Below are 24,038 nucleotides of genomic sequence, written 5' to 3' on the forward strand. Positions count from 1 at the left end.
CCGCGGAGAGGGGACTGTCACACCCCGCGCGTATGTTCGATCCCATGAGCGAGAGCCTCGTCATCGACTGCGACACATGCGTCCGCCAGCACACCGACACCTGCGGGGACTGCCTGGTGTCTTTCATCTGCGACCGTGACCCGGGGGAGGCGGTCGTGATCGAACTCGCCGAGTGGCGTTCCCTGGACTCGCTGGCCCGGGCCGGCCTCGTGCCGCGCCTGCGTCACCGCCCGGAACCACCCCGCAGTGGAAGCCCGGCGGCCATGTAGGCGGCGTCGCGAACTCTTCCACGTGGGGTCGGGGCCCTTCCCGCTGCCACCATGGTCGGGTGCCCACCGACGAACTCGCCGCCGAACTGGTGGAGATCGGACGCGCCGCCGGTCTCGCCGCGGTCGGTTTCGCCGACGCGGCGGTGTTCGAGAGCGAGCGTTCGGTGCTCCTGGAACGGCGCGCGGCGGGCCTCGACGCGGGGATGCAGTTCACGTACCGCAACCCACAGCGGTCCACGGATCCGTCGATGACCCTGCCCTCGGCTCGGTCGCTCGTCGTCGGCGCGCTGTCCTATGCCCGGGCGGACCCGGGCGGCGCGGCGTCCGGGTCGGCCCGGGTCGCCCGGTACGCCTGGCGCGACCACTACGCGGATCTGCGGGCCGGACTCGGGGCGATCGCGGACCGTCTGGCCGACGCAGGTCGGCGTGGGGTCGTCCTGGCCGACGACAACGCTCTCGTCGACAGGGCAGCCGCTGTCAGAGCCGGCATCGGTTGGTACGGAAAGAACGCGAACGTCCTGCTCCCGGGGCGGGGTAGCTGGTTCGTCCTCGGCGCGGTACTGACGGACGCGGAACTGGCCCCGTCCCGGCGCCTGGGCGACGGCTGCGGCCCGTGCCGTCGCTGCATGGACGGTGCGTGCCCCACCGATGCCATCGTGGCACCGGGCGTGGTCGATGCCCGCCGGTGCCTCGCGTGGACGGTCCAGGACACCGGCGTCATCCCCGCCTGGCAGCGGGTTGCGCTCGGCGACAGGATCTACGGCTGTGACGACTGTCAGGAGGTCTGCCCGCCGAGCCGGGTGGAGCTCGGACGCGCACCGGAGGCCGAGGCCGATGCCGTGAGCACCACGGACGTCGTGGCGATGCTCGCCGCCGATGACGAGACGCTGCTGGCCTCGTACGGCCGGTGGTACATCCCCCGCCGTGAGCCGCGCTACCTGCGCCGCAACGCCCTAGTCGTCCTCGGCAACGTCGGCGACCCGACGGACCCGTCGGTGATCACGGTCCTGCGTGCCGCGCTGGGTTCCCCCGACGAGATCATCGTCGCCCACGCCGTATGGGCGGCCCGCCGCCTCGGTCTGGGGCACCTCGTGTCGGAACTGGTTCCGGCGCCGGACGCGGACGGACCTGTCGCATCGGAGATGTCCGCGGACGTGGCTGTGCGTCCCGATCTCGCTGTGGGACCACCATGACCCACCTGCTCGTCACCAACGACTTCCCGCCCAAGATCGGGGGGATCCAGAACTACCTGTGGGAGCTGTGGCGACGACTCCCGGCGGACTCCTTCGCGGTCTACACCACCCCCCACGACGATGCCGAGGCCTTCGATGCGGCCCAGCGGTATCGCGTCGTCCGCGCCGACCAGGGCTGGCTGCTGCCCACCCCGGCGCAGATCCGGCGTATCGACGCACTGGCCGCGGAGATCGGGGCGGCATCGGTCCTGTTCGACCCGGCGATGCCCATCGGCGTCTCCGGCCCGTCGCTGTCGGTTCCCTACGGTGTGGTTCTGCACGGGGCGGAGGTCACCGTGCCGGCACGCCTTCCGATCCTCGGGAGGACCCTCGCCCGCACCGTGGAGGAGGCGTCGTTCGTCGTGTCCGCCTCCGGTTACGCCCACGGGGAGGCCGAGCGGCTCGTCGGACACCCGGTGGAGGCCACCTATGTGCCACCCGGTGTGGACGTCGGGCGCTTCGTGCCTCTCGACCAGAGCCGACGCGCGGCGGCGCGCCGGCGCCTCGGCGTGAGCGAGGACGCCGAGGTCGTCGTCAGCGTGTCGCGACTCGTGCGCCGAAAGGGGATGGACGTCCTGATCGAAGCGGCCGCGCGGCTCGCTCCGACGCGCCCGCACCTCGAGGTTGTGATCGCCGGACGTGGCCGCGACGAGGGTCGTCTGCGGCGGCTCGCGGCGCGCCTCGACGCACCGGTCCGCTTCCTCGGGCGCGTGGCGGACGCCGACCTGCCGGCGGTCTACGGGATGGCGGACCTTTTCGTCATGTTGTGCCACAGCCGCTGGGGTGGCATGGAGGAGGAGGGATTCGGCATCGTGTTCCTCGAAGCGGCGGCCGCCGGGATCGCCCAGGTCGCCGGCCGCAGTGGTGGCGCCGCCGAGGCGGTGGCCGATGGCGAGACCGGGATCATCGCCGCGGAGCCGCGGGACGCTCCGGCGGTGGCCGCCATCGTCGCCGACCTGCTCGACGACCCCGCGCGGCGGGCGGCCATGGGCGAAGCGGCCCGGCGCCGCGCCGTGGAGGAGTTCTCCTACGACGTCCTGGTCCGCCGACTGGCGACAGTCTTGGACTGAAGTCTCGCCGTCGCGGCCCCGTCCTGGCATCCTTGGACCCCGTGCGCCGCCTTCTCGTCCCCGACACGATGGACGGCCGGGGAACCCTCGTCGCCAACTGGGTCGGAACGGGTGTCTTCACCGTCACCGCCGTCGCCGCGACCGTCGCCCCCGACACCTTCCGCCTGACCGGTGTCATCGCCGCGCTCGCCCTCTTCGCGATCGGCATGATCGTCATGTTGATCACGTTCGCTGCGGCCGTGGAGCGGTCGCGTCTCGAGGTGGTCTCGGTCGCCGGCGTGTGGTTCGGCGCCGGGACGGTCGCCCTTCCCATACGGCTCCGATTCGCCGCCGCACTGGGCATCCAGTTGACGGTCGCGTTCACGACCGCGAGCATCCGACCCTTCACCTCGCTGGCGTTCGGTATCCTCGCGCCGTTGTTCGGGCTGGGGCTCGGCGGTCTGTGGGCCGCCGGCCACGGTTCGTTCGCCAAGCGAGACAAGCTCGACCACAAGAGGCCACCACGGCCTCCGCCGGCACCGCCGGCCGTTCCCGGAGACTGACCCGATGTCGGAGCAGGCAACCCAACAGACCATCATCGACGCACCGCCCGAGAGGTGTTTCGCGGTGGCCGTCGACTTCGAGCACTACCCCACGTGGGCCAGTGACGTGAAGGAGGTCGCCGTGCTGCGGCGCGACGACGACGGTCGGGGAGGTCTCGTGTGCTTCCGGGCGGCGGCGATGGGCCGGTCGACCACGTACACGCTGCAGTACTTCTACGGCTCGAATCCGCTGCGGATGGCCTGGAAGCTCGTCGAGGGTGACGTCACGCGCCAACTCGACGGCGAGTACCTCTTCGAGGCGGTCGAAGGTGACAACGACCGCACGCTCGTCAGCTACCACCTGGTCGCCGACATCGTCGTCCCACTGCCGGGCTTCGTGAAGAGGCGGGCCGAGGCCCGCATCATGCGGTCCGCCCTCGAGCAGCTCCGCACGCAGGTCGAGGCACAGGTCCGATGACGGCGGGCGGGCGTCCGCTCGCCGCCGTGGGTGATGCCGCGACACCGGATCCCGCGTCGATCCTGGTCTTCACGGGCAAGGGGGGTGTCGGCAAGACGACCGTCGCGGCCGCCACCGCGCTGCGGTGCGCCGCGGCCGGCGCCCGCACCCTCGTCCTGTCCGCCGACCCCGCCCATTCGCTCGGCGACGTCCTCGGTGAGCGGATCGACCCCGAGCCGACGGCGGTTGCACCGGATCTCTGGGCGCAGCAGCTCGATGCCCGGCGCCGGCTGGAGTCGTCGTGGGAGGTCGTACGCGCCTGGCTCGTGGAGATGTTCCGCTGGGCGGGTGCCTCGGGTCTCGAAGCCGAGGAACTCGCCGTGCTCCCCGGGCTCGACGAGGTGTTCGCGCTCACCGACATCCGTCGTCACGCCACCAGCGGGGACTTCGACGTGGTGGTCGTCGACTGCGGGCCCTCCGCGGAGACGGTCCGGCTGCTGTCGCTGCCCAACGTGTTGTCGTCCTACATGGAGCGCCTGTTCCCGGTCGGCCGGGCGGTCAACCGTGCGGTCGCCCCGGTGCTCGGTCGCCTGACCGACATGCCCGTCGCCGGTGAGGCCGTGCTCGACGGAGTGGCGGGCCTGCACCGGGATCTCGGCGCGGTCCACGCGCTACTGAGCGACCCGGACGTCACGAGGATCAGACTCGTCGTCAACGCCGAATCCGTTGTCATCGCCGAGTCCCGAAGGACCCACACGTACCTCTCGTTGTTCGGCTACGCCCCGGACGCCGTGATCGTCAACCGTGTGCTGGACCGGGACCTCGATGTCGGTGGTCTCGACGAATGGCGTACGCGCCAACACGACGTCGTGGAGTCGCTCGGAGGCCTGTTCGGGCCGCTGCCGATCCTGCCGTGCGGGTTCGACCCGCGTGAGCTCGTCGGCACCGCCGTCGTCGGAGAACTGGGCGCCACCCTGTGGAGCGGGCACGACCCGCTCGACCGACTCAGCCACGCGGACTCCCTCGACGTGACTGTGCTCGGTGACCACGCCCGACTGCGGATGACACTGCCGTTCGTCGAGCGCGGGGATCTCGCCGCCGCTCGCCGCGGCGACGATCTCGTCGTCTCGGTCGGTCCCCACCGACGTCACCTCGCCCTTCCCGCATCGCTGGTCTCACGTGAGGTGACCGGAGCGAAGCTCGACGGAGCCGTCCTGACCGTCCGTTTCGGCGCTCCCGGGTCCCTCGCGGAATCGCCGACCGCGATGGCCGCACGGTGAGCGGGGAGGACCCCCTGGGCGATGCCCTCGACGGCGTCGCCCACCTCCAGGCGGCGGGACTCGAACTGATCGCGGCGGCCCGGTCGTTTCTCGACGCGGCGGAGGCGACGCTGGCCGATCCCGACCAGGCCCGGCGCGCCGCTGCGGCACTGGCCGCCGTGGTCGGGGCGTATCTCGAGGCGCAGGGGCGTCCCGGCCGTGGTTCACGCGACGACGGTGCCGCAGGCGGCGGTCTGCGCCGCGTCGACATCTCGTGAGGGACGCGCCCGTCGTCGGTGTCGACATCGGAGGCACGTCGCTGCGCGCGGTCACGATCGGGGCGGGCGCGACGGTGGACCGCGAGCTGCGGATGGAACGTCCCGAACACGCCGATCGGATCGTCGAGGGCATCGTGAGACTCGCCACCGAACTGGTCCCCGGGGGGCCGGGTGCCGTCGGGGTGGGTTGTGCGGGTCTCGTGGATCGGCTCGGAGTCGTACGCACCTCGCCCAACATCGCGGCATTCGTCGAGTTCCCGCTACGAGAGCAACTCGGCGCCGCGCTCGGGGTCCCCGTCGTCGTCGACAACGACGCCAATGCAGCCGCGTTCGCCGAGCTGACGTCGGGTGCAGCCGTCGGTGTGTCGACCGGCGTCTTCGTCGCGTTCGGCACCGGAATCGGCGCGGCGGTCATCCGCGACGGTGGACTCGCCCGGGGCGAGAACGGATTCGCCGGGGAGGTCGGGCACATGCGCATCGTCCCGGACGGCCCGGAGTGCGTGTGCGGCCGACGGGGGTGCTGGGAACAGATGGCGTCGGGCACTGCGCTGGCGCGCATGGCCCGGAGCGCCGCCGCGACGGGAGATGCGGAAGCGATCCGTGTCGCTGCGGGCGAGGTGGACGCGATCCGCAGCGAACACGTGGCGGCGATGGCCCGCGACGGTGACCCCGTCGCGCTGTCGCTGCTGGACGAGGTCGCGCGATGGATCGGGGTCGGAGTGGAGGCGCTCGTCCTCACCCTGGACCCCGGGGTCGTGGTCATCGGCGGGGGACTGGTCGAGATCGGTCCGCCGTTCTTCGCTGCGGTCAGGCGCGAGATCGACGCGACGATGATCGAGCGGGACCACCGACCGGCGCCCGCGGTCGTCCCGGCCGCGTACGGCGACATCGCCGGTGCGCTCGGCGCCGCGATGCTCGCGCGCAGCGTGATCTGAGCCCGACCTCCGGGGTGCCGCGACGCCGGGGGGAGGGGTCGGTACGGTGTGAACATGGAGTTTCGCCGCATTACGAACCTCCCGCCGTACGTCTTCACCATCATCGACTCGTTGAAGGTCGAAGGGCGACGGCAGGGAGACGACATCGTCGACCTCGGCTTCGGCAATCCGGACCTGCCTTCGCCGGAGATCGCCGTGGAGAAGCTGACCGAGGCCGCACACAATCCGCGCAATCACCGCTACTCGTCGAGCCGGGGCCTTCCCAAGCTGCGCGAGGCCATCGCCAACTTCTACCTGCACCGCTTCGGTGTCGATCTCGACCCCGAGACCGAGGTCATCAACACCATCGGCGCGAAGGAGGGCCTGTCGCATCTGATGTGGGTTCTCGCCCAGCCCGGTGACGCCGTGCTCGTGCCGTCGCCGTCATATCCCATCCACCTCTACGCCCCCCTGTTCGCGGGCGCCGAGGTCCGTGAGATCCCGCTTTCCACTGGTGCAGACATGTTCGGCACTCTCTGCGAGCGGTTCGAGTACTCGTGGCCGCGGCCGCGGGCGATCATCTTGTCGTTCCCGCACAATCCGACCACTGCCTGTGTCGACCTGGACTTCATGAAGGGTGTGGTCGATTTCGCCCGCGAACGTGAAGTGATCATCGTGCACGACTTCGCGTACGCCGACATCGGCTTCGACGGCTACCGCCCCCCGTCGATCCTGCAGGTCGAAGGGGCCAAGGACGTCGCCGTCGAGCTGTACTCGATGACCAAGTCGTTCTCGATGGCCGGGTGGCGCATGGCTTTCCTCGCCGGCAACCGGGAGGTCGTCCAGGCTCTGGCCAAGCTCAAGTCGTACCTCGACTACGGCATGTTCCAGCCCGTGCAGATAGCCGCGACCGTGACGCTCAACGAGGCACCGGACCACCCCAAGCTCGTCAACGAGATCTACCAGGGACGCCGCGACGCGCTGTGCGAGGGCCTGTCCCGCATCGGGTGGGAGATCGAGAAGCCCAAGGGGACGATGTTCGTCTGGGCTCCGATACCCGAGCCCTACCGGGACATGGGATCCGTCGAGTTCGCGTCCTACCTCGTTCGTGAGGCGAAGGTCGCGGTCTCGCCCGGGGTCGGCTTCGGGCCCGGTGGCGAGGGCCACGTGCGGTTCGCTCTCATCGAGAACGAGCACCGGATCAAACAGGGCGTTCGGAACCTGCGGCGCACCCTCGAGAAGCTCGACGGCACGGACTGATCCGACCCGGTCGACTGGTCGGCCAACTCAGTCGACGGCCCAGTCGCGTGACCTGCTGACGGCCTCGCGCCACCGGTCGTGGCGTTCGTCCACCCCGGTTCGGTCCTGCGCCGGGGATACGGACACGTCGAGCGCCCAGCGCGAGCGGACGTCGTCGGGTGAATCCCAGACCCCGGCGGCCAGCCCGGCCAGGTAGGCGGCGCCGAGCGCGGTGGTCTCGGCGGTCTTCGGCCGCTCGACGGTCACCCCGAGCTGGTCCGCCTGCAGTTGCAGGAGAAGGCCCATCGCGGACGCTCCGCCGTCGACGCGCAAGGCCGTGACGTCGTGGCCCGATGCCGTCGTCATGGCGTCCACGACGTCACGTGTCTGATGCACCATCGATTCCACGACGGCGCGTGCCAGTTCCGCGCGGCCGGTCCCGCGGGTGATGCCGACGATCGTGCCGCGTGCGCGGGGGTCCCACCAGGGACTGCCGAGGCCGGTGAAGGCGGGTACGAACATCACGCCGCCGGTGTCGTCGCACGACAGGGCGAGGGCCTCGAGCTCGGACGCGGCCCCGATGATGCCGAGGCCGTCCCTGAGCCACTGCACCGCGGCACCCGTGACGAAGATGGCGCCCTCGAGCGCGTAGGTGAGGGTTCCGTCGAGGTCCCACGCGACCGTGGTCAACAGGCCGTCCACCGGCTCGGGACAGGTCGACCCGACGTTCATCAGCACGAACGACCCCGTCCCGTAGGTGTTCTTCGCCTCACCCGGCTCGAAACAGACCTGACCGAACAGCGCCGCCTGCTGGTCTCCGGCGATCCCCGCGACGGGAACGCCGTCGGCGACGCCTGCGACGTCGCGGGTGTGACCGAACACCCCCGAGGACGGTCGCACCTCGGCCAGCATCGCCTCGTTCACGCCGAACAGGTCGCACAGCTGTGGCGACCACCGGCCCGCGCGGATGTCGAACAGCATGGTCCGCGATGCATTGGAGGGTTCGGTGACGAACTCGCCGGTGAGCTTCCAGGTGAGCCAGGAGTCCACGGTGCCGAGCGCGAGGGAGGCGTCGGGGACGACTCCGCCGGGACCGAGGAGCCACTCGTACTTGGTGGCCGAGAAATACGGATCGGTGACGAGGCCCGTGGTCGAACGGATCAGATCGACGTGTCCGGCCTCGGAGAGTTCGTCGCAGCGCCGGGTGGTGCGGCGGTCCTGCCACACGATGGCGCGGTGCAGCGGTCGGCCGGTGGAGCGGTCCCAGGCGACGACGGTCTCGCGCTGGTTCGTGATGCCGATGGCGGCGACCGGACCGTCACAGCGGCCGATGACCTCGGCGAGGGTTGCGACCGCGGTGGTCCAGATCTCGTCGGCGTCGTGTTCGACCCAGCCCGGACGTGGGAAGTGCTGGGTGAACTCGCGGTACGCGGAGTCCACGAGTTGGCCGTCCTCGTCGAACGCGATGGTGCGGATCCCGGTGGTTCCGGCGTCGATGGCGATCACGATTGCCATGTTCCGACCCTAATGCGACGACCCGGTGGAGTCCGGCGTGGGACCTGCAAGACTGGCCGCGATCCTCGCGACCCCCACCCGACGGAGGAGAAGATGAGAGTCGGCGTCCTGACCGGCGGCGGTGACTGCCCGGGCCTGAACGCGGTCATCCGCGCCGTGGTCCGTAAAGCGGAACGTCACTACGGCGACGAGGTACTCGGGTTCCGGGACGGCTGGCGGGGTGTCCTCGACGACGACTTCGAAGAGCTCTCGGTGAGTCGGATGCGTGGGACGTTGCCGCGCGGTGGCACCGTGCTGGGCACCTCGAGGGTCCACCCGTGGATGTTCGAGGACGGCCCTGAACGCGTCAGGACGGTGATGTCGGGCCGCGAGGTCGACGCACTGATCGTCATCGGTGGCGAGGGCACGCTGTCGTGCGCCAACAGCATCCAGAACGAGGGCATCGCGAACGTGGTGGGGGTCCCCAAGACCATCGACAACGACATCGGTGGCACGGAGATGACCTTCGGTTTCGAGACCGCGGTTCAGATCGCCACCGATGCCATCGACCGCCTGCACACGACCGCCGAGTCCCACGACCGCGTGATGGTGGTCGAGGTCATGGGCCGCCACGTCGGGCACATCGCCACCTGGGCGGGGATCGCGGGTGGAGCCACCGTGACCCTGGTGCCCGAGGAGCCCTTCGACATCGAAGAGGTCGCCGAGCGACTCCGGCGTCGCCACGAGCGGCGGTTCGCATCGGTGATCGTCGTCGCCGAGGGCGCGCGCCCCATCGAGGGGACGATGGACGTCCCGGATCCCGAACACGACGAGTACGGCCACATCCGCCTCGGTGGCGTCGGTTCGCTCGTCGCCGACGAGATCGAGCGTCGTACCGGCTTCGAGACACGCGTGACGGTCCTCGGTCACGTCCAGAGGGGCGGTACGCCGTCGGCCTACGACCGGGTCCTGTGTTCGTGGTTCGGAATCGAGGCGATCGACGCGGTGCACGCTGGAGACTTCGGCTCGATGGTCGCGCTACGCAGCGGGAAGGTCGTGCGGATTCCGCTCGCCGAGGCCGTCGCCCACCTCAAGACTGTCGACCCCGACCTCTGGCGGTGTGCTCAGGCCTTCTTCGCGTGAGCCTCAGCCTGTCGGCTCGAGGGAGCGGTAGTCGTCACGGTCGACCGGTGTCGCGCCGTCGGCCTCGCCATCGTCGGTGGGGAGAGGGCGGGGGTTTCCGCCGATCTGGATGAGGACGTCGTCCACCCCCGCCAGGGCGGTCGCACTGAAGACGATCTGGGCGATCGCCTGACGTTGGGTCTGGCCCTCGAGTACCTCGATCGTCTCCGAGCCGAGGTCGATCACGAGCGTGCGCCCGGCGAGGTCCACGCTGCGCAGCTCCCACCCCGACGACAGTTGTGTCGTGAGGCCGCCGGCGCGTTCCTCCTCGCTCGGACCGACGAGGAGCTGTTCGAGGACGGCGGCGGCCTCGACGGGCCGGATGACCTCACGTGGGACGGCCGCGAGGCGGTCGTCGTCGAGGAGGAACATCTCGATGACGGACGTCGCGACATCGGCCGTCGTCGACGTGGTCGTGGGTGGGTCGGTGATCTCGGCCGGCAGAGCCGACTCCATGATGGTGCGCGGTGCGCCGTCGTCGGGCACACCACAGCCCCACACGGCCAGGCCGCAGGCGAGACAGACGCCCATCGCGGCGAGTCGTCGCGGTGCGCGGATCATTCCGACCCGCCGTGTATCGGGAGTTCGACGACGAAGCGTGCGCCCGGTAGGCCGTCGACGCGGTCATCCACCCGGACGGTTCCGCCGTGGAGTCGGACGTGCTCGGCCACGAGTGCGAGACCCAGGCCCGAGCCCGTTCCCATGCCGCGTCTGCCCCCCTCACGGCCGCGCGAGAACCGGTCGAAGATGATCTCGCGCTCCTCAGCCGGGACACCCGGGCCCTCATCGGTGACGGCGATGGTGGCAGACGGCCCGTTCCGGGAGATGTGTACGGCGGTGGCCCCGCCCCCGTACTTGTCGGCGTTGTCGAGGAGGTTCGTCATCACCTGCGCCAGACGGCGCTTCTCGCCCAGTACGACGAGATTCTCGGCGCCGACCGAGGTCATGACGCCCACGTCGTGGTGTCCCGAGGCGTCGACTGCGAACCGTACGACCTCGTCGAGTTGGAGCGGCTCTGCGTGCAGGCGCGCCGTGCCCACGTCGTAGCGCGAGATCTCGAGGAGGTCTTCCACGAGCTGGGAGAACCGGGTGATGTCCGAGGACAGCAGATCGAGCGCGGTGCGGGAGCGTTCGGGCATCTCGTCGCGGCGGCTCTGGAGGATCTCCACCGAGGCGGTGAGTGTCATGAGCGGCGAACGCAGCTCGTGGCTGACCTCCGACGCGAAACGGGCGTCGCGTTCGATCCGGTTCTCGAGCGCCTCGGCCATGTGGTTGAAGGACGCTGACAGCCGCTCGAGGTCGATGTCGTCCTCGGCGCTGAGCCGTGTGCTGAGGTCGCCTGCGGCGATCGACTCTGCAGCCTCGGAGATGTCGGAGAGGGGCAGCAGCGCCCGGCGACCGGACCATGTCCCGAGGGCGAATCCGGCGAGCGTCGTGACGGCTGCGCCGGCCAGCAGGGCGAGCAGCATCGAGTCGAGCGTCTCTTCGATGTCGTCGAGCGGGACGGCCTCGAAGTAGTCCGCGTCGAGATTCGGGTCTGGCAGCGGGACCCCGATGACGAGGAAGGGGGCCTCGCGCTGGCGGTAACGCATCTGGGCTGGAGTGGACTGGTCGACCACGAGCGTGAGCAGTTGGGGGTCGATCTCGGCCTGGGTGAACTCGACGGGGTTGGCGGGGATCCACTGGTCGGAGATCCGCAGGACGGGCAGCGAGCCGCCCGCGGTGTTGAGGCTCTCGACGAGGGCCCGGGCGGTCTCGAGTGGTGTGTCGCCCCGCAGCTGCGCGTTGACCCTCACCGCGTTGTTACCCACCCGTACGAGGGCCGTCTCCTCGCGTCGGCTGACGAGGTTGTCGCGCGTCAGCGAGTAGGTGAGCACCGACAAGATGATCGACAGGAGAAGTGCGCCGAGGCCGAAGGCCAGGGTGATCCGCCGGCGGAGGCCGAAGCGCCACGTCGGCGTCGAGTCGGCCAATTCAGCCCTGGAGCTTGTAGCCGAGCCCGCGGACGGTGACCACGTGGTCGGGGTTCGCCGGGTCCCCCTCGATCTTCATCCGCAGCCGGCGGATGTGCACGTCGACGAGGCGACCGTCGCCGAAGTAGCCGTAGCCCCAGACCCGTTCGAGCAGTACCTCGCGGCTGAAGACGCGGCCTGGGCTGGAAGCGAGTTCGACGAGGAGACGGAACTCGGTCTTGGTGAGATGGACCTCTTCATCGTCGACGGCCACGCGGCCCTCGTCGGGGCTGATCTCGAGGTTCCCGAACCGCATCTGGGTCAGCTCGGGATCCGTCGGACGGGCCCGCCGGAGCAGGGCACGGATCCGCGCGGAGAGTTCTTTGGGAGCGAAAGGCTTGGTGAGGTAGTCGTCGGCACCCGCTTCCAGGCCCGCCACGACGTCATGGGTGTCGGCACGGGCGGTGACCATGACGATGGGGACGTCGCTGACGCGCCGCAGCGACCGGCAGACCTCGAAGCCGTCGATGCCGGGGAGCATGATGTCGATGAGTACGACGTCGGCGGGGTCCTTCTTGAACGAGGCGAGAGCGTCCTCGCCGGACTCGGCCTCTGCGACCTCCCAGCCCTCGTCCTCGAGGGCCAGGGCGACGACGGTGCGGATGCGTTCGTCGTCTTCGACTGTCAGGATGCGGGTTCCCACTCGGGCGTTCTCCGGCGATCTGGTCGGGGATCGCTGATCATTGTGCCCCATCGTCGGCGTCCGACGGTGGTCGGTCGTCTCCGGAGAGCGTGAAACCCACCACCGCACCGCCTTCAGGGGGGCCTCCGACGAACACCTCACCCCCGTGGAGTTCCGCCACGCGGCGCACGATCGCGAGCCCGATTCCGCTGCCCGTGCGGTTGCGCGATCCGGGTCCGCGGTAGAAGCGGTCGAACACGGCGTCACGCTCGCCGAGGGGGATTCCGGACCCGCGGTCATGGACCTCGATGCGTCCTGCGGTGGCGACGACCCGTATCGGCTCGCCCTCCGGGCTGTACTTGTCTGCATTGTCGAGCAGATTGGCGAGGGCGCGGTCGACGAGGCGGGGTCGTAGCTCGACTTCCGCGTCGGTGGCCTGTACCTCGATGCTACGGCCCGTGCGGCGCGCCGCACGCTCGGCCGTCGCCGTGACGAGACGACCGAGCGGCACGGTCTCGGGCTGCTCTTCGATCTCGCCCGAGTCGGTGGCGAGCACGACCAGCTCGTTGACCAGGTCGCTCAGCGCAACGAATTCCGTCACCGCGTCGTCGAGGAGCGCCTGACGGCTGTCGTCAGCGAGGTCCGGGTTCCGCCCGAGGTGTTCGATCTTCATCCTCAGGCTCGTGAGCGGGGTCCGCAGCTCGTGGCTCGCGTCCGCGACCAGACGTCGTTGTTGTTCACGCGAGACCTCGAGAGCGCTCAGCATCCGGTTGAAGCTCTCGGCGAGGCGGCCGATCTCACCGGTTCCGTCGACCTCGATTCTGCCCGGCGCGTCCCTGCCCGCAGCGAGCTGCTCGGCGGCGTCGGCAACCCGGGCGACGGGGAGGGCGATCCGTCGTGCGACGACCAGTGCGATCGCCGCGGCAGCCAGGACGCCGATGCCACCCGCCACGAGCAACTGGTTGCGCAGGTCGTCGATCGCCCGTTCGGACTGGGTGACGTCCTCGCCCAGGCTGACCGCTCCACCCGGCATCGGTGCGGTCACGACGCGCAGTTCCGTGCCGTCGACGGTGACCGTCCGCCGAACCGGTTCGGCGACCTCCCCGCGCGCTATCGCCCGGTCGGTCTCGCTGACGGGGAACACGACAGTGCTGGCCGGTTCACCCGACTCGTCGAGGTACTGCAGGTACAGCTCCCTGACGAGTAGGTCCAGATCGAACTGGACCCGGATGGTCTCGAGAGCGGCACCGGATGCGGTCGCGTCGATGCCGGCGTCGACGGCGCCGTCCACGAGCAGAGCGATCCTGCCGTCCACCAGGTCGTCGGTCGGTTCGCGGATCTCGCGCGTGGCCAGCCACCAGGCCGTCCCCGCCACGGTTGCGACCGTGACGGCCACGATGGAACCGACGACGAGCACGAGCCGGACGCGAAGGCTCATGGTTCGCGTGCCACGTAGCCGACGCCGCGCACCGTGTGGAGAAGTCGGGGCTCGTCGGCCTCTTCGGTCTTGCGTCGCAGTGCGGAGATGAAGACCTCGAGGGAGTTCGACGCGAGGTCCTCTTCGTAGCCCCAGATGCGGTCGTAGATGAGGTCGCGGCTCAACACGACGTCCGCGTTGGCCACCAGGAGGGCGAGGAGATCGAACTCGATCTTGGTCAGCGTCAGTTCGCGGTCACCACGCCGGACCCGGCGGGTCGCCGGATCCACGACGAGATCACCGATCCGGCCGACCGCGCCGGGTGCCGGGGGCGGGACCTCCCGGCGGCGCAGCATCGCGCGGACCCTCGCGAGGAGTTCGTCCAGAGCGAACGGTTTGGTGAGGTAGTCGTCGGCTCCGGCGTCGAGACCGGCGACGCGGTCGGCGATGTCGTCACGGGCGGTCAACATGAGGACCGGGACGGTGTCGTCGCGGTCACGGAGGCGGCGACACACGTCGAGCCCCGAGATTCCGCCGAGGTTGAGGTCCAGGACCACGACGTCGGGGCGCACGGCGTCGACAACGGCGAGGCCGGCTTCTCCGGACTCGGCGAGTTCGACGCTGTAGCCCTCGTGGGTGAGGACCACACCCAGTGATTCGCGCACACCCCGGTCGTCCTCGACGACGAGGATCACCGACGATGTGGACCGATCCGGGGAGGTGGCCATGACCGGATGCTACGACGGCATCGGATCGCGCCCGCGATGGCTTCAGGATCTCTTCAGAATCATCTCAGGTCGCGATCATCTCCGTGGGCGATCATCGCGAGGAGTCCCCCAGGAGGTTTCCATGGTTCCGTCGAATGACAAGTCCGAGTCCCGGCGCCGCAGCGGACGTACCGTGCTGCTCGCGGTCGTCGCCTCCCTGGCGTTGCTGGCAGTTGCCTGCGGCGGCGGCGGCGACGATGACGACGCCGTCGCGACGCTCACAGATGACGGCGCCTCCGACGATGGCGGTACCGACGCGGCGGCGACCGACGACGGGGCCGAACCCGCGCGCTCGGACGAGGAGTCGGCGCTCGAGTTCTCGCAGTGCATGCGCGAGGGTGGCGTCGAGGGGTTCCCGGACCCCGAGGTCGCCCAGGATGGACTGATGACGTTCTCGATCGAGGGGCTGCTCGGTCTCGATCTCCAGAGCGGTGCCCTGGGTGAGGCCTTCGTCGCGTGCTCGCCGCTGATCGCCGACGTCACGTTCGGTGGTCAGCTCGGAACGCTCGTGAACGGTCTCCAGGAGGCCGTCGTGAACCACGGTGAGTGTCTGCGCGACGAGGGGCTCGATGTGGGCGACGTGGACCTCGCCGCCGGAGACCTCAGTGGTGCGGGCTCGAATGCTGATGCCGACCGTTTCGAGTTCATCGCCGGGCTCTACGGGGTCGACGCGGACGACCCTGCGGTCTCGGCCGCACTCGAGGCGTGCGACTCGATCCTCGCCGGCATCGGCGGCGGCGGAAGCTGAGCCTGTGACGGCCCCCCGCAGCGGCGACCGCACTGAACGCGAGCTCGCGCAGCAACTCCAGGCCGTCCGTTCGGCCGGGCGGCGCCGCCGTTGGCCCCTCGTGGTCATCGGCCTGCTCGTGGGGATCCTCGGGACGGTGGCCATCGGTGCCGCCGTCGGCGGCGGTGGTGGCGACGACGGCGAGACGGTCGATGCCGGCGGCCTGCTCGCCGTCGCCGAGGTGACGACCGCTGATCTCGTCTCCTTCCGGACCTACGACGGGGTCCTCGGCTTCGGCGCGACCGGCGCGGTCAGTTCGCCCGTCGACGGGTTCGTCACCTCGGCCCCCGCTGACGACGAGGAACTCGACCGCGGCGATGTGCTCCTTCATCTGAACGGCGAGCCCGTGGTCGTCTGGTACGGCGACACGCCCCTGTACCGCGACGTGGGGCCCGCAACCGGGGCAGGCGACGATGTGCTCCTCGTGGAGGAGAACCTCGCCGTTCTGGGCTTCGATGCGGGCGGAACCCTGGTGGTCGACGGTTACTACGACGCGGCCACCGAGCAGGCTGTGCGTGACTGGCAGGAGTCGCTGAGCGTCGAGGTCGACGGGGTCGTGTCGAGCGGCGCGGTCACCGTCGTCGCGGGGCCGGTGCGGGTCGCGGATGCACCCGTCGTCGGATCAACGGTGTATGCCGGCGCCGAACTGGTCGAACTCACGCTGCTCGAACAGCGGGCCACTCTGGTGGTGACGCCGCCAGAACCTCCCCTGGACGAGACAGCTGAGGATGAGACCACCGAACCCGCCGAGGACGAGGAGGTCGAGGCCCCTCCCGCCGTGGAGCGCACCTCGGAGGGGGCCGTGGGGTCCCTGCCGGCGGTGGGGACCCCGGTCGGCGACGGTGACGTCGTGTTCCAGGTCGGAGGCCGACCGGTGATCGCACTCGTCGATCCCGATGATGTCGGTGAGGCGCTCATCGGTGGCGACACCGCCGACATCGACCGTGAGCTCCCGAGGGCCGGTTTCGCAGACCGGGCCGGATGGGCCGGCGCCCGGGGAATCGACGTCGACGTGTCGAGCGCCCTGTTCGTCGAGGTCCCGCCGGGAGCGACCGTCGCGACGCTGCTCGTGCCGGATGCGGGCGACGTCGCCGCGGGTGACCCGGTCCTGGAGGTCCGGGCGTCGACGCAGCGCGTCGAGGTGGCCCTCCCCGTGGAGGATCTCGACGAACTCGAGGTCGGCGACCCGGTCGTGGTGGAGTTCCCCGACGACACGACTGCCGATGCCGTGGTGAGCGAGCGGAGCACGGTCGCCGTGATGGCGTCGACCGGGCAGGCCCAGCCGGTCGCCACCGTCCAGGTACGCATCGACCTGGTGGGGGACAGCCCGAGCGCCATCAGCGAGGGACCCGTCACCGTCAAGGTCGTCGACGAGGCGATCCCCGGTGCGGTGGTGGTGCCCGTACGGGCCCTCGTCTCGCTGGCCGAAGGGGGATTCGCGGTCGAGGTCGTCGGCCAGACAGGTGTCACCCGGCTCGTCGGGGTGGAACTGGGCACCTTCGAGGACGGCGTGGTCGAGGTCACCAACGGGGCGGTCTCGCCGGGCGACTCGCTGGTGGTGCCGGGGTGAGGGCCGATGGCGATCCCGCCGACGCGGCGCTGTTGATGCGCGACGTCAAGAAGTCCTACCCGGGTCATCCGCCGGTCGATGCGCTCCGTGGGGTGTCGATGCGGATCGACCACGGTGAACTCGCTGCGATCGTCGGGCCGTCGGGGTCGGGCAAGTCGACCCTGCTGCACGTGATCGGCACGCTCGAGCAGCCGACGTCGGGGTCGGTATGGATCGGGGGACACGACGTCTCGAAGCTCTCCGACCGGCGCCTGTCCGCGGTGCGCACACACCTGATCGGGTTCGTCTTCCAGCAGTTCTTCCTCCTGTCGGGGATGACCACCCTCGACAACGTCTCCAACGGGCTCCTCTACAGCGGTCGCCCGGCCGCCGAGCGGCGACTCCTGGCAGCCGAGGCGCTCGTGAAGGTCGGGCTCAGCCACCGTCTCGACCACTACCCCAACGAACTCTCCGGCGGTGAGCGTCAACGGGTCGCAGTCGCCCGCGCCGTCGTCAGCCGACCGTCGATCCTCCTGGCCGACGAACCGACCGGCAACCTCGACTCGAAGACGAGTCGGGCGATCATGGACCTGCTGCGCGAGCTCAACGAATCGGGGCGGACGATCCTCGTCATCACCCATGACCGTGAGATCGCGGATTCACTCCCACGCCAGATCCATCTGAGTGACGGACTGGTGACCACTGACAGCCGTCTGGCCGGACTCAGGGCCGATCGATGAGTCGTGACGACGGCGCGTCGGATCTCGGAGTCAGTCGGCTCGGGGTCCGTGACACTCTCATCGTCGGCAGCGCCGGGCTCGGCAGCCGTCGCCTCCGGACGGTTCTCTCGGCTCTGGGGATCAGCATCGGCATCGCTGCGATGGTGGGTGTCCTCGGTCTCTCCGAGTCGAGTCGCGCGGATCTCCGACAGCAGATCCAGGCTCTCGGAACCAACCTGTTGACGGCCTCGGTCGGCCAGGGGATCGGCGCGGGCGACGGGGTCTTCCCCCGCGACGCCGCCTCGGCGGTGCGTCGGATCGGTCCTGTCCGCGAGGCGACCGCGACCATCCCGGTGGACGCCGACGTCCTGCGCAACGAGTTCGTCAACCCCGAGGCGACCGGTGGGATAGACGTCGTGGCCGCCGACGAGCAACTGCTCTCGACGCTCAACGGTGTCATCGCGAGTGGCTCGTTCATCGACGATGCGACCGGTGCCTATCCCAACGTCGTACTCGGATCGGTCAGCGCGCAACGCCTCGGCGTCGAACGCGTCGATCAGGGCATCCAGGTACTCGTGGGCGGTGAGTGGTTCACGGTGATCGGGATTCTCGAGGAGTTCCCGCTCGCGCCGAACCTGGACCGGGCGGCGATCATCGGGGACCAGATCGCCCTGGATCTCCTCGGCGCGGACCCGAACCCGTCCACCGTGTACATCCGCACCGCCCCCGACGCGGTCGAGGACGTCCGCAACGTCCTCGCGACCACCGTCGACCCCGCCGAACCGGAGGAGGTCGAGGTCTCGCGGCCCTCGGACGCGCTCGAGGCGGAGGCCGCGGCCGACTCGGCGTTCACGTCGTTGTTCCTGGGCCTCGGCGCGGTCGCGCTGCTGGTGGGCGGTATCGGCATCGCGAACGTCATGGTCATCGCGGTCATCGAGCGGCGCAGCGAGATCGGTCTGCGGCGCGCTCTGGGCGCCACCCGCGCCCACATCCGACGTCAGTTCCTCACGGAGGCTCTCGTGCTCTCGGCGATCGGCGGACTCGCCGGCGTGGCGCTCGGAGCGCTCGTCACGGCCGGCTATTCGTCGAGTCAGGGCTGGGACATCGTCCTGCCACCGGTGGCGATGGCCGGTGGTTTCGTGGCCGCTCTCGTGATCGGGGCGGTGGCGGGTCTGTATCCGGCGACCAGGGCGGCGCGCCTCTCGCCGACGGAGGCGTTGCGCAGTGGCTGACGAGGCGCCGGTGGACGACGATACCGGGGACGGTCCGCCCGAGAGGACGTCGCGGGTGGTTCTCGCCGGGCTCGTCGTCGTGACCATTGCGCTGGTCGTGTTCGCCGCGTTCGCCGCCGGCCGGATCGCCGGCGACGACGAGGAAGCCGGGCCCGTCGCCGCCAGGGACTCGGTGGTGGTCGAACAGCGCTCGGTTGCGCCGTCGTTCACCTTCGACGGCGAGATGAACTACTCCGACGAGTTCCTGGTCGTCGTGCGTATCCCCGAAGCCGAGGAGGACTCCGAGGAGGACGCGGACTCGGAGCCTGCGCCCATCGGGGGCGAGGCCATCCCGACCCCTACGCCCGAACCGAGGGTCACGATCACGGACCTCCCACCCTCGGATCACATCATCGACCCGGGTGATGTGCTCTTCGAGCGTGACGGTCGACCGGTCATCCTTCTCCCGGGTGTCGAGCCCGCATTCAGGACGCTCGCGGTCGAGGTCACCGACGGGCCCGACGTGGCCCAACTCGAACGGTGGCTCGTCGACGAGGGCCACGACCCCGACGGCACGCTCACCGTCGATGAGACGTTCGACGAGGCGACCTCCGAGGTCGTCGCCACGTGGCAGAGGTCCCTCGGGATCGAGGCCACGGGAGAGGTCGCGCTCGGTGACATCGTGTTCGCCCCGACGTCGCTGCGGGTGGTCGGACCGTCACCACCGGTCGAGATCGCCGGCGAGCGGTTCGTCATCGTCGAGGGCACCAACCTCGCCGACTCGACGCCGGTGCTCGCGGTCACCTCCGTCGACAGGCAGGTCGGCTTCGAGGTCGACCTGCAGGACCGGGGGCTCGTGGCCGTCGGCGGGGTTGTCGACGTCGAACTCCCCGACGGCGTGAACGTGCCCGGAACGATCACAGCGGTACGGCCGTCGCAGGACGATCCGGGCAGGTTCTCGGTCACGGTCGACGTGGTGGGCACGGATCTTCCCGAGGTGGACCAGACACCTGTGACGGTGACGGTCACCGGTGCCACGACGTCGGGCTTGTTCGTACCTGCGGAGGCGATAGTGGCACGGGACCTGCGTGGCTACGCGGTGGAGGTGGTGGCGCCCTCGGGGCGCACCGACTTCGTCGACGTGGAGATCGGTGTGGTGGCGGGTCGCAGCGTGCAGGTCCTGTCGCCGGCGCTGAGCGCCGGGACGGTCGTCATCGCTCCGTGACGGCCTCGAGGGTTCGCAGCAGTGAGAGCAGTCCGGGCGCCATCTGCGCCGTCGACGCGACGAGGTAGGCAGGCGACGGGTCGGGTTCGTGGAGTCCCGACACCGCCGCGCCGGCTTCCGTGGCGATGAGCGCGCCGGCCGCGTAGTCCCACAGGTTCAGGCCCCGTTCGAAGTAGGCGTCGACCCGACCACACGCGACCCAGCACAGATCGAGTGACGCCGCGCCGACCCGACGGATGTCGCGGACGTGGCCCAGCAGTTCGGCGACGACCCTGCCCTGCTCGAGGCGACGCCCGCGGTCGTAGGAGAAACCGGTCGCCACGAGCGCCCGGTCGAGCGGGACGGCGGCGCGCACTGTGATGGGGCGGCCGTCGAGGGCGGCACCATGGCCGCGAGCTGCGGCGAACGTCTCGGCGCGCAGCGGATCCGACACTGCTGCGGCCACGACCCGCCCTTCGTGCTCCGCTGCGATCGAGACGGCGAAGCCCGGATGTCCGTAGACGAAATTGGTTGTGCCGTCGATCGGGTCGACGATCCAGCGGACACCGCTGGTTCCGGTCACAGCGCCGCCCTCCTCGCCGACGACGCCGTCGTCGGGGCGTGCCGCGAGCACGAGCGTCGTGACGAGTTCCTCCGCCGCCCGGTCCACCTCGGTGACCAGATCGGTTCCGGACGACTTCACGTGGACGCTGCCCGTGTCGCCGATCCGGTCTCTGACCATGGCGGCGGTGGTGGTCGCTGCGTGTACCGCCAGCAGGCGCAGTTCGGTCGGGTCGACGTTCACGTCCGGCCGCGGGGCGCCGGGTCGTCCCCCGCATCGCGTTCGGTGATCGTCTGCCACTCGTCCATCGCCCGCAGAGTGAGCACTGCCACGATCGCAACACCGCCGGCGGCGACGACGGCCCCGATCACGGTGCTGGCACCGATGAGTACGTCGCAGTCGCCGTCGCACTGTAGATCTGTGAACGCGAAGCCGATCAGCGCACCGCACACGCCCGCCACCACGATGGCCGCAATGGCGAGGAATCGGGCTCGGCGGGGTGGCATCGCGTCCCGGCGGGGGTCCCTGTCGGTCACGTCACCACTCTATGATGCCGAGGCCTAAAGAGCGGGTCCGGCCGGCCGATGAGGACAAGGTGAACGACTCGACGGTTGACGTGGATCTCGTGCCGGCCCAGCGCCTGGGGGTGGTTCTGCGACGTGCCCGCGAACAGCGGGGACTCACGCACGCAGAGGTTTCCGCCCGTGCGGGCGCCGTCTTCACCGAGGCGACCCTACGGGCCGTCGAGGACGGCGACGCGCGTCTCGACGCGGCGGGCGTGGAGGCCGTAGCCCGCGCCCTCGATGTCGAGGTGCGCGAACTCGTACCGGCGCGGGCCGATCTGGTCATCGACCTCGATCGGGGCACGATCGCCGCCGGCGAGGGCAGCCGTGCGGTCAGCGGTGACACCGACGAGATCCTGACGCAGTACCTCGCGCTGGTGTACACGCTGCGCGGCATCGAGCCCGGAACCCCGATTCCGCTGCGTGACGTCGACCTCGCCGTCCTCTCGAGCGCGTTGCTGATCGACACGGACGTCGTGAAGACGAAGCTCGTCACCTTGATGGTCGAGCCCCCCGCCATCGTCTCGGCCCGCACCCGCCTGCTGCGGCGCAAGGTCATCATCCCCGCCGCCGGCATTCTCGTCGGGGCGACCGCGGTGGGCTCGCTCGTGTTCATCTTGAACGACGGATCCGCCGACCCCGCCGACACAGGCAGTCGTGTCGGCCAGGCAGTCGTCTTCGACACCGAGGTCGAGCTCGCACCGCCGCTCGTCGCCGAACGTGACGCCGAGGGTCGCGTGACCGTCCGCGAGCGCACCGGCGAGGCGGAGCCCGGCGCGGCTCCGGCGCTTCAGCCGGAGGTCGAGTTGATCCCGCCGCTCGTCGTCGAGCGCGGCGCCGAGGGTGGGACCGTCCCGAGCGGATCGGTCGAGTTGATCCCGCCGCTCGTCGTCGAACGCGGTGAGGACGCTCCCGGAAGCTTCGACTGAGTCACCGCCGCCGGGCGACTCGTGCGAGACTGGGGTCGTGGCCGCACCCGGCGCCGCGATCCTCCACGTCGACATGGACGCGTTCTTCGTGTCCGTGGAACTCCTGCGCCGCCCCGAGCTCCGTGGACGACCGGTCGTGGTCGGTGGTTCGGGCGGACGTGGGGTCGTGGCCGCAGCTTCCTACGAGGCACGGTCCTACGGCGTCCACTCGGCGATGCCGTCGGTGACGGCCCGGAGGCGGTGCCCCGAGGCGGTGTTCCTCGACGGTGACCACGCTCTCTACCGGTCCGTGAGCAGCCGCGTGATGGACATCTTCCGGTCGGTCACCCCCCTCGTCGAGCCACTTTCCCTGGACGAGGCGTTCCTCGACGTCTCGGGCGCGGTCCGTCTGCTCGGGTCACCGGTCGTGATCGCCCACCGGCTGCGGGAGGAGATCACCGAGAGAGAGGGCCTCAGCTGCACCGTGGGGGTCGCCCGGACCAAGTTCCTGGCCAAGTTGGCCTCCCAGCAGGCGAAACCGCGCCCGGCTCGCACTGGGCCGGTGCCGGGCGCAGGCGTGCTGGAGGTCCCTCCCGACGACGAGGAGGGTTTCCTGCTGCCGCTGCCGGCCGAGGCGATGTGGGGCGTTGGTCCCGTCACCCTCGCCAAGCTCCACCGCCTCGGCGTGACCACGATCGGTGACATCGCAGCGGTCGGCCCCGACACCCTGCGCGCCGCGCTCGGCGACGGTGTCGGCGGTCACCTTCATGCTCTGGCGACCGGTGAGGACGACCGCGCGGTCGTTCCCGACGCGGCGCCGAAGTCGATCAGCCACGAGGAGACCTTCGCCCACGACCTGCGGGATCGTCAGCGCGTCGACACCGAACTGATCCGACTCGCCGATGCGGTGGCCCGGCGCCTCCGCGAGGCCGGCCTCGTCGGTCGTACGGTCACGGTCAAGGTGCGTGACGGGGGGTTCCGCACGGTGACGCGCAGTCGCACCCTGCCCGATCCGACCGACACCGCCGCGCTGGTGGCCCGCGAGGCGCGCGCGCTGGCGGTGGGCGTCGACGTCGAGGCCGGGGTCCGACTGCTGGGAGTGGCCGTGTCGGGTCTCGTCGACGGCACCGTGCGCCAGCTCAGCCTCGACGACCTCGGTGAGCCCGCGTGGAGTGAGCTCGATTCGGCGCTGGACACGATCCGGGAGCGCTTCGGTCCGGGCGCCATCGGCAGGGCGTCGGTGGCGGGGCGCGGGCGTCCCGGGCCGGGCGACCGCCCATGGGGACCGGACGAGGTGGGCTAGGAACAACCCCCGCTACGCGTTGTTAGGGGAGTGGCCCTGTGAGAAGATGGTCGGGACAAGACGGGGGTCGCTGCGGCCTCCACCGCGAACGGGAGTGACAGTGCCCCTCTCCGAGGACGAGCAACGCATCCTCAGTGAGATCGAGGCCCAGCTCTACGAGACCGATCCCGGTCTCGCGAAAGAGGTCGGGTCGACGACGGTCTACACGCACGCGTTCCGAAACCTGCGCTGGGCCACCTTCGGCTTCATCGTCGGGGTCGGTGTGTTGATCTTCACGCTGTCGATCTCCTTCTACTTCTCGTTCGGCGGCTTCCTCGTCATGTTGGGTTCGGCCCTGTTCTTCGAACGCAACGCACGTCGGCTCGGCCGGGTGGGTCTCCAACAGATCGCACAGAACATGCGTGGCGGCGGTTTCAAGGATGTCCTGGGCAATACCGGTCAGCGGATGCGGGACCGGTTCCGTCGCGAACGCGAGGGTGGCGACCCGGACTGACCCGGC

26 protein-coding genes are annotated in these 24,038 nt (G+C 70.1%); 18 read left to right on the top strand and 8 right to left on the bottom strand.

Annotated features, from left to right (window positions below; translation table 11 throughout):
• Positions 1-44: 44 nt before the first annotated feature.
• From RIE08_00175 to RIE08_00215, 9 genes are read left to right on the top strand one after another with little or no spacing between them, the layout of a single operon-like run.
• Positions 45-269, top strand: coding sequence for a hypothetical protein (locus RIE08_00175; GenBank protein MEQ8716002.1), 225 nt, complete (start codon positions 45-47; stop codon positions 267-269).
• A 59-nt stretch (positions 270-328) separates the two neighbouring features.
• Positions 329-1,462: a tRNA epoxyqueuosine(34) reductase QueG gene (queG, locus tag RIE08_00180; protein ID MEQ8716003.1), complete on the top strand. Its 1,134-nt coding sequence runs from the start codon at positions 329-331 to the stop codon at positions 1,460-1,462.
• Positions 1,459-2,571 carry a glycosyltransferase family 4 protein gene (locus tag RIE08_00185; GenBank protein MEQ8716004.1) on the top strand — a complete coding sequence of 371 codons (1,113 nt, stop codon included), beginning with the start codon at positions 1,459-1,461 and terminating at the stop codon, positions 2,569-2,571. The genes queG and RIE08_00185 overlap by 4 nt, the downstream gene beginning before the upstream one ends.
• 41 nt (positions 2,572-2,612) lie before the next feature.
• A complete protein-coding gene (locus RIE08_00190) occupies positions 2,613-3,113 on the top strand; it encodes a hypothetical protein (GenBank protein MEQ8716005.1) in 501 nt (166 codons plus the stop codon).
• A 4-nt stretch (positions 3,114-3,117) separates the two neighbouring features.
• Positions 3,118-3,570, top strand: a complete 453-nt coding sequence (locus tag RIE08_00195; GenBank protein MEQ8716006.1) for an SRPBCC family protein — start codon at positions 3,118-3,120, stop codon at positions 3,568-3,570.
• Positions 3,571-3,596: 26 nt separating this feature from the next.
• On the top strand, positions 3,597-4,829 hold the full coding sequence (locus RIE08_00200) for an ArsA family ATPase (GenBank protein MEQ8716007.1): 1,233 nt from the start codon (positions 3,597-3,599) through the stop codon (positions 4,827-4,829).
• Positions 4,826-5,086, top strand: a complete 261-nt coding sequence (locus RIE08_00205) for a hypothetical protein (protein MEQ8716008.1) — start codon at positions 4,826-4,828, stop codon at positions 5,084-5,086. The genes RIE08_00200 and RIE08_00205 overlap by 4 nt, the downstream gene beginning before the upstream one ends.
• Entirely contained in the window at positions 5,083-6,021 is a 939-nt protein-coding gene (locus RIE08_00210; protein ID MEQ8716009.1) for an ROK family protein, read from the top strand. Before RIE08_00205 ends, RIE08_00210 begins: the two co-directional genes overlap by 4 nt.
• 54 nt (positions 6,022-6,075) lie before the next feature.
• Positions 6,076-7,260: an aminotransferase class I/II-fold pyridoxal phosphate-dependent enzyme gene (locus RIE08_00215; protein ID MEQ8716010.1), complete on the top strand. Its 1,185-nt coding sequence runs from the start codon at positions 6,076-6,078 to the stop codon at positions 7,258-7,260.
• 27 nt (positions 7,261-7,287) lie between these two features.
• Here the strand turns inward: RIE08_00215 and glpK are convergent, their stop codons facing one another.
• Entirely contained in the window at positions 7,288-8,754 is a 1,467-nt protein-coding gene (glpK, locus tag RIE08_00220; GenBank protein ID MEQ8716011.1) for a glycerol kinase GlpK, read from the bottom strand.
• Between the two features lie 93 nt (positions 8,755-8,847).
• Here glpK and RIE08_00225 point away from each other — a divergent pair, with 93 nt between their 5' ends.
• On the top strand, positions 8,848-9,876 hold the full coding sequence (locus tag RIE08_00225; GenBank protein ID MEQ8716012.1) for an ATP-dependent 6-phosphofructokinase: 1,029 nt from the start codon (positions 8,848-8,850) through the stop codon (positions 9,874-9,876).
• Positions 9,877-9,879: 3 nt separating this feature from the next.
• Here the strand turns inward: RIE08_00225 and RIE08_00230 are convergent, their stop codons facing one another.
• From RIE08_00230 to RIE08_00250, 5 genes are read right to left on the bottom strand one after another with little or no spacing between them, the layout of a single operon-like run.
• Positions 9,880-10,476, bottom strand: a complete 597-nt coding sequence (locus RIE08_00230; protein MEQ8716013.1) for a GerMN domain-containing protein — start codon at positions 10,474-10,476, stop codon at positions 9,880-9,882.
• Entirely contained in the window at positions 10,473-11,888 is a 1,416-nt protein-coding gene (locus RIE08_00235) for a HAMP domain-containing sensor histidine kinase (GenBank protein ID MEQ8716014.1), read from the bottom strand. Before RIE08_00235 ends, RIE08_00230 begins: the two co-directional genes overlap by 4 nt.
• A gap of 1 nt (position 11,889) precedes the next feature.
• The gene (locus tag RIE08_00240; protein ID MEQ8716015.1) at positions 11,890-12,570 is read right to left on the bottom strand and encodes a response regulator transcription factor; all 681 of its coding nucleotides are present in this window, start codon (positions 12,568-12,570) and stop codon (positions 11,890-11,892) included.
• A 37-nt stretch (positions 12,571-12,607) separates the two neighbouring features.
• Positions 12,608-13,987, bottom strand: a complete 1,380-nt coding sequence (locus tag RIE08_00245; protein ID MEQ8716016.1) for a HAMP domain-containing sensor histidine kinase — start codon at positions 13,985-13,987, stop codon at positions 12,608-12,610.
• Positions 13,984-14,694 (bottom strand): response regulator transcription factor, encoded by a 711-nt coding sequence (locus RIE08_00250; protein MEQ8716017.1) that lies wholly within the window; start codon positions 14,692-14,694, stop codon positions 13,984-13,986. The genes RIE08_00245 and RIE08_00250 overlap by 4 nt, the downstream gene beginning before the upstream one ends.
• 121 nt (positions 14,695-14,815) lie before the next feature.
• Between RIE08_00250 and RIE08_00255 the strand changes: the two genes are divergently transcribed.
• The 5 genes from RIE08_00255 to RIE08_00275 are packed head-to-tail and all read left to right on the top strand — an operon-like array spanning position 14,816 to position 20,224.
• Positions 14,816-15,481, top strand: a complete 666-nt coding sequence (locus tag RIE08_00255) for a hypothetical protein (protein MEQ8716018.1) — start codon at positions 14,816-14,818, stop codon at positions 15,479-15,481.
• Positions 15,482-15,485: 4 nt separating this feature from the next.
• On the top strand, positions 15,486-17,090 hold the full coding sequence (locus RIE08_00260) for a peptidoglycan-binding protein (protein ID MEQ8716019.1): 1,605 nt from the start codon (positions 15,486-15,488) through the stop codon (positions 17,088-17,090).
• Positions 17,087-17,809: an ABC transporter ATP-binding protein gene (locus RIE08_00265; GenBank protein MEQ8716020.1), complete on the top strand. Its 723-nt coding sequence runs from the start codon at positions 17,087-17,089 to the stop codon at positions 17,807-17,809. The genes RIE08_00260 and RIE08_00265 overlap by 4 nt, the downstream gene beginning before the upstream one ends.
• Positions 17,806-19,020, top strand: a complete 1,215-nt coding sequence (locus RIE08_00270) for an ABC transporter permease (protein MEQ8716021.1) — start codon at positions 17,806-17,808, stop codon at positions 19,018-19,020. Before RIE08_00265 ends, RIE08_00270 begins: the two co-directional genes overlap by 4 nt.
• 10 nt (positions 19,021-19,030) lie before the next feature.
• On the top strand, positions 19,031-20,224 hold the full coding sequence (locus tag RIE08_00275) for a peptidoglycan-binding protein (GenBank protein MEQ8716022.1): 1,194 nt from the start codon (positions 19,031-19,033) through the stop codon (positions 20,222-20,224).
• Here RIE08_00275 and RIE08_00280 read toward each other — a convergent pair.
• Both RIE08_00280 and RIE08_00285 read right to left on the bottom strand, forming a co-directional pair.
• Positions 20,211-21,008, bottom strand: a complete 798-nt coding sequence (locus RIE08_00280) for an inositol monophosphatase family protein (protein MEQ8716023.1) — start codon at positions 21,006-21,008, stop codon at positions 20,211-20,213. The genes RIE08_00275 and RIE08_00280 overlap by 14 nt on opposite strands.
• Positions 21,005-21,301: a hypothetical protein gene (locus RIE08_00285; protein ID MEQ8716024.1), complete on the bottom strand. Its 297-nt coding sequence runs from the start codon at positions 21,299-21,301 to the stop codon at positions 21,005-21,007. The genes RIE08_00280 and RIE08_00285 overlap by 4 nt, the downstream gene beginning before the upstream one ends.
• A 59-nt stretch (positions 21,302-21,360) precedes the next feature.
• Here RIE08_00285 and RIE08_00290 point away from each other — a divergent pair, with 59 nt between their 5' ends.
• The 3 genes from RIE08_00290 to RIE08_00300 all read left to right on the top strand — a co-directional run bounded on the left by RIE08_00290 (position 21,361) and on the right by RIE08_00300 (position 24,032).
• Positions 21,361-22,257 (top strand): helix-turn-helix transcriptional regulator, encoded by an 897-nt coding sequence (locus RIE08_00290; GenBank protein ID MEQ8716025.1) that lies wholly within the window; start codon positions 21,361-21,363, stop codon positions 22,255-22,257.
• Positions 22,258-22,294: 37 nt separating this feature from the next.
• On the top strand, positions 22,295-23,539 hold the full coding sequence (locus tag RIE08_00295; protein MEQ8716026.1) for a DNA polymerase IV: 1,245 nt from the start codon (positions 22,295-22,297) through the stop codon (positions 23,537-23,539).
• A gap of 100 nt (positions 23,540-23,639) precedes the next feature.
• Entirely contained in the window at positions 23,640-24,032 is a 393-nt protein-coding gene (locus RIE08_00300; protein MEQ8716027.1) for a DUF3040 domain-containing protein, read from the top strand.
• The last annotated feature ends 6 nt before the right edge of the window (positions 24,033-24,038 follow it).

Source organism: Acidimicrobiales bacterium, assembly GCA_040219085.1.
Lineage (GTDB): Bacteria > Actinomycetota > Acidimicrobiia > Acidimicrobiales > JAVJTC01 > JAVJTC01.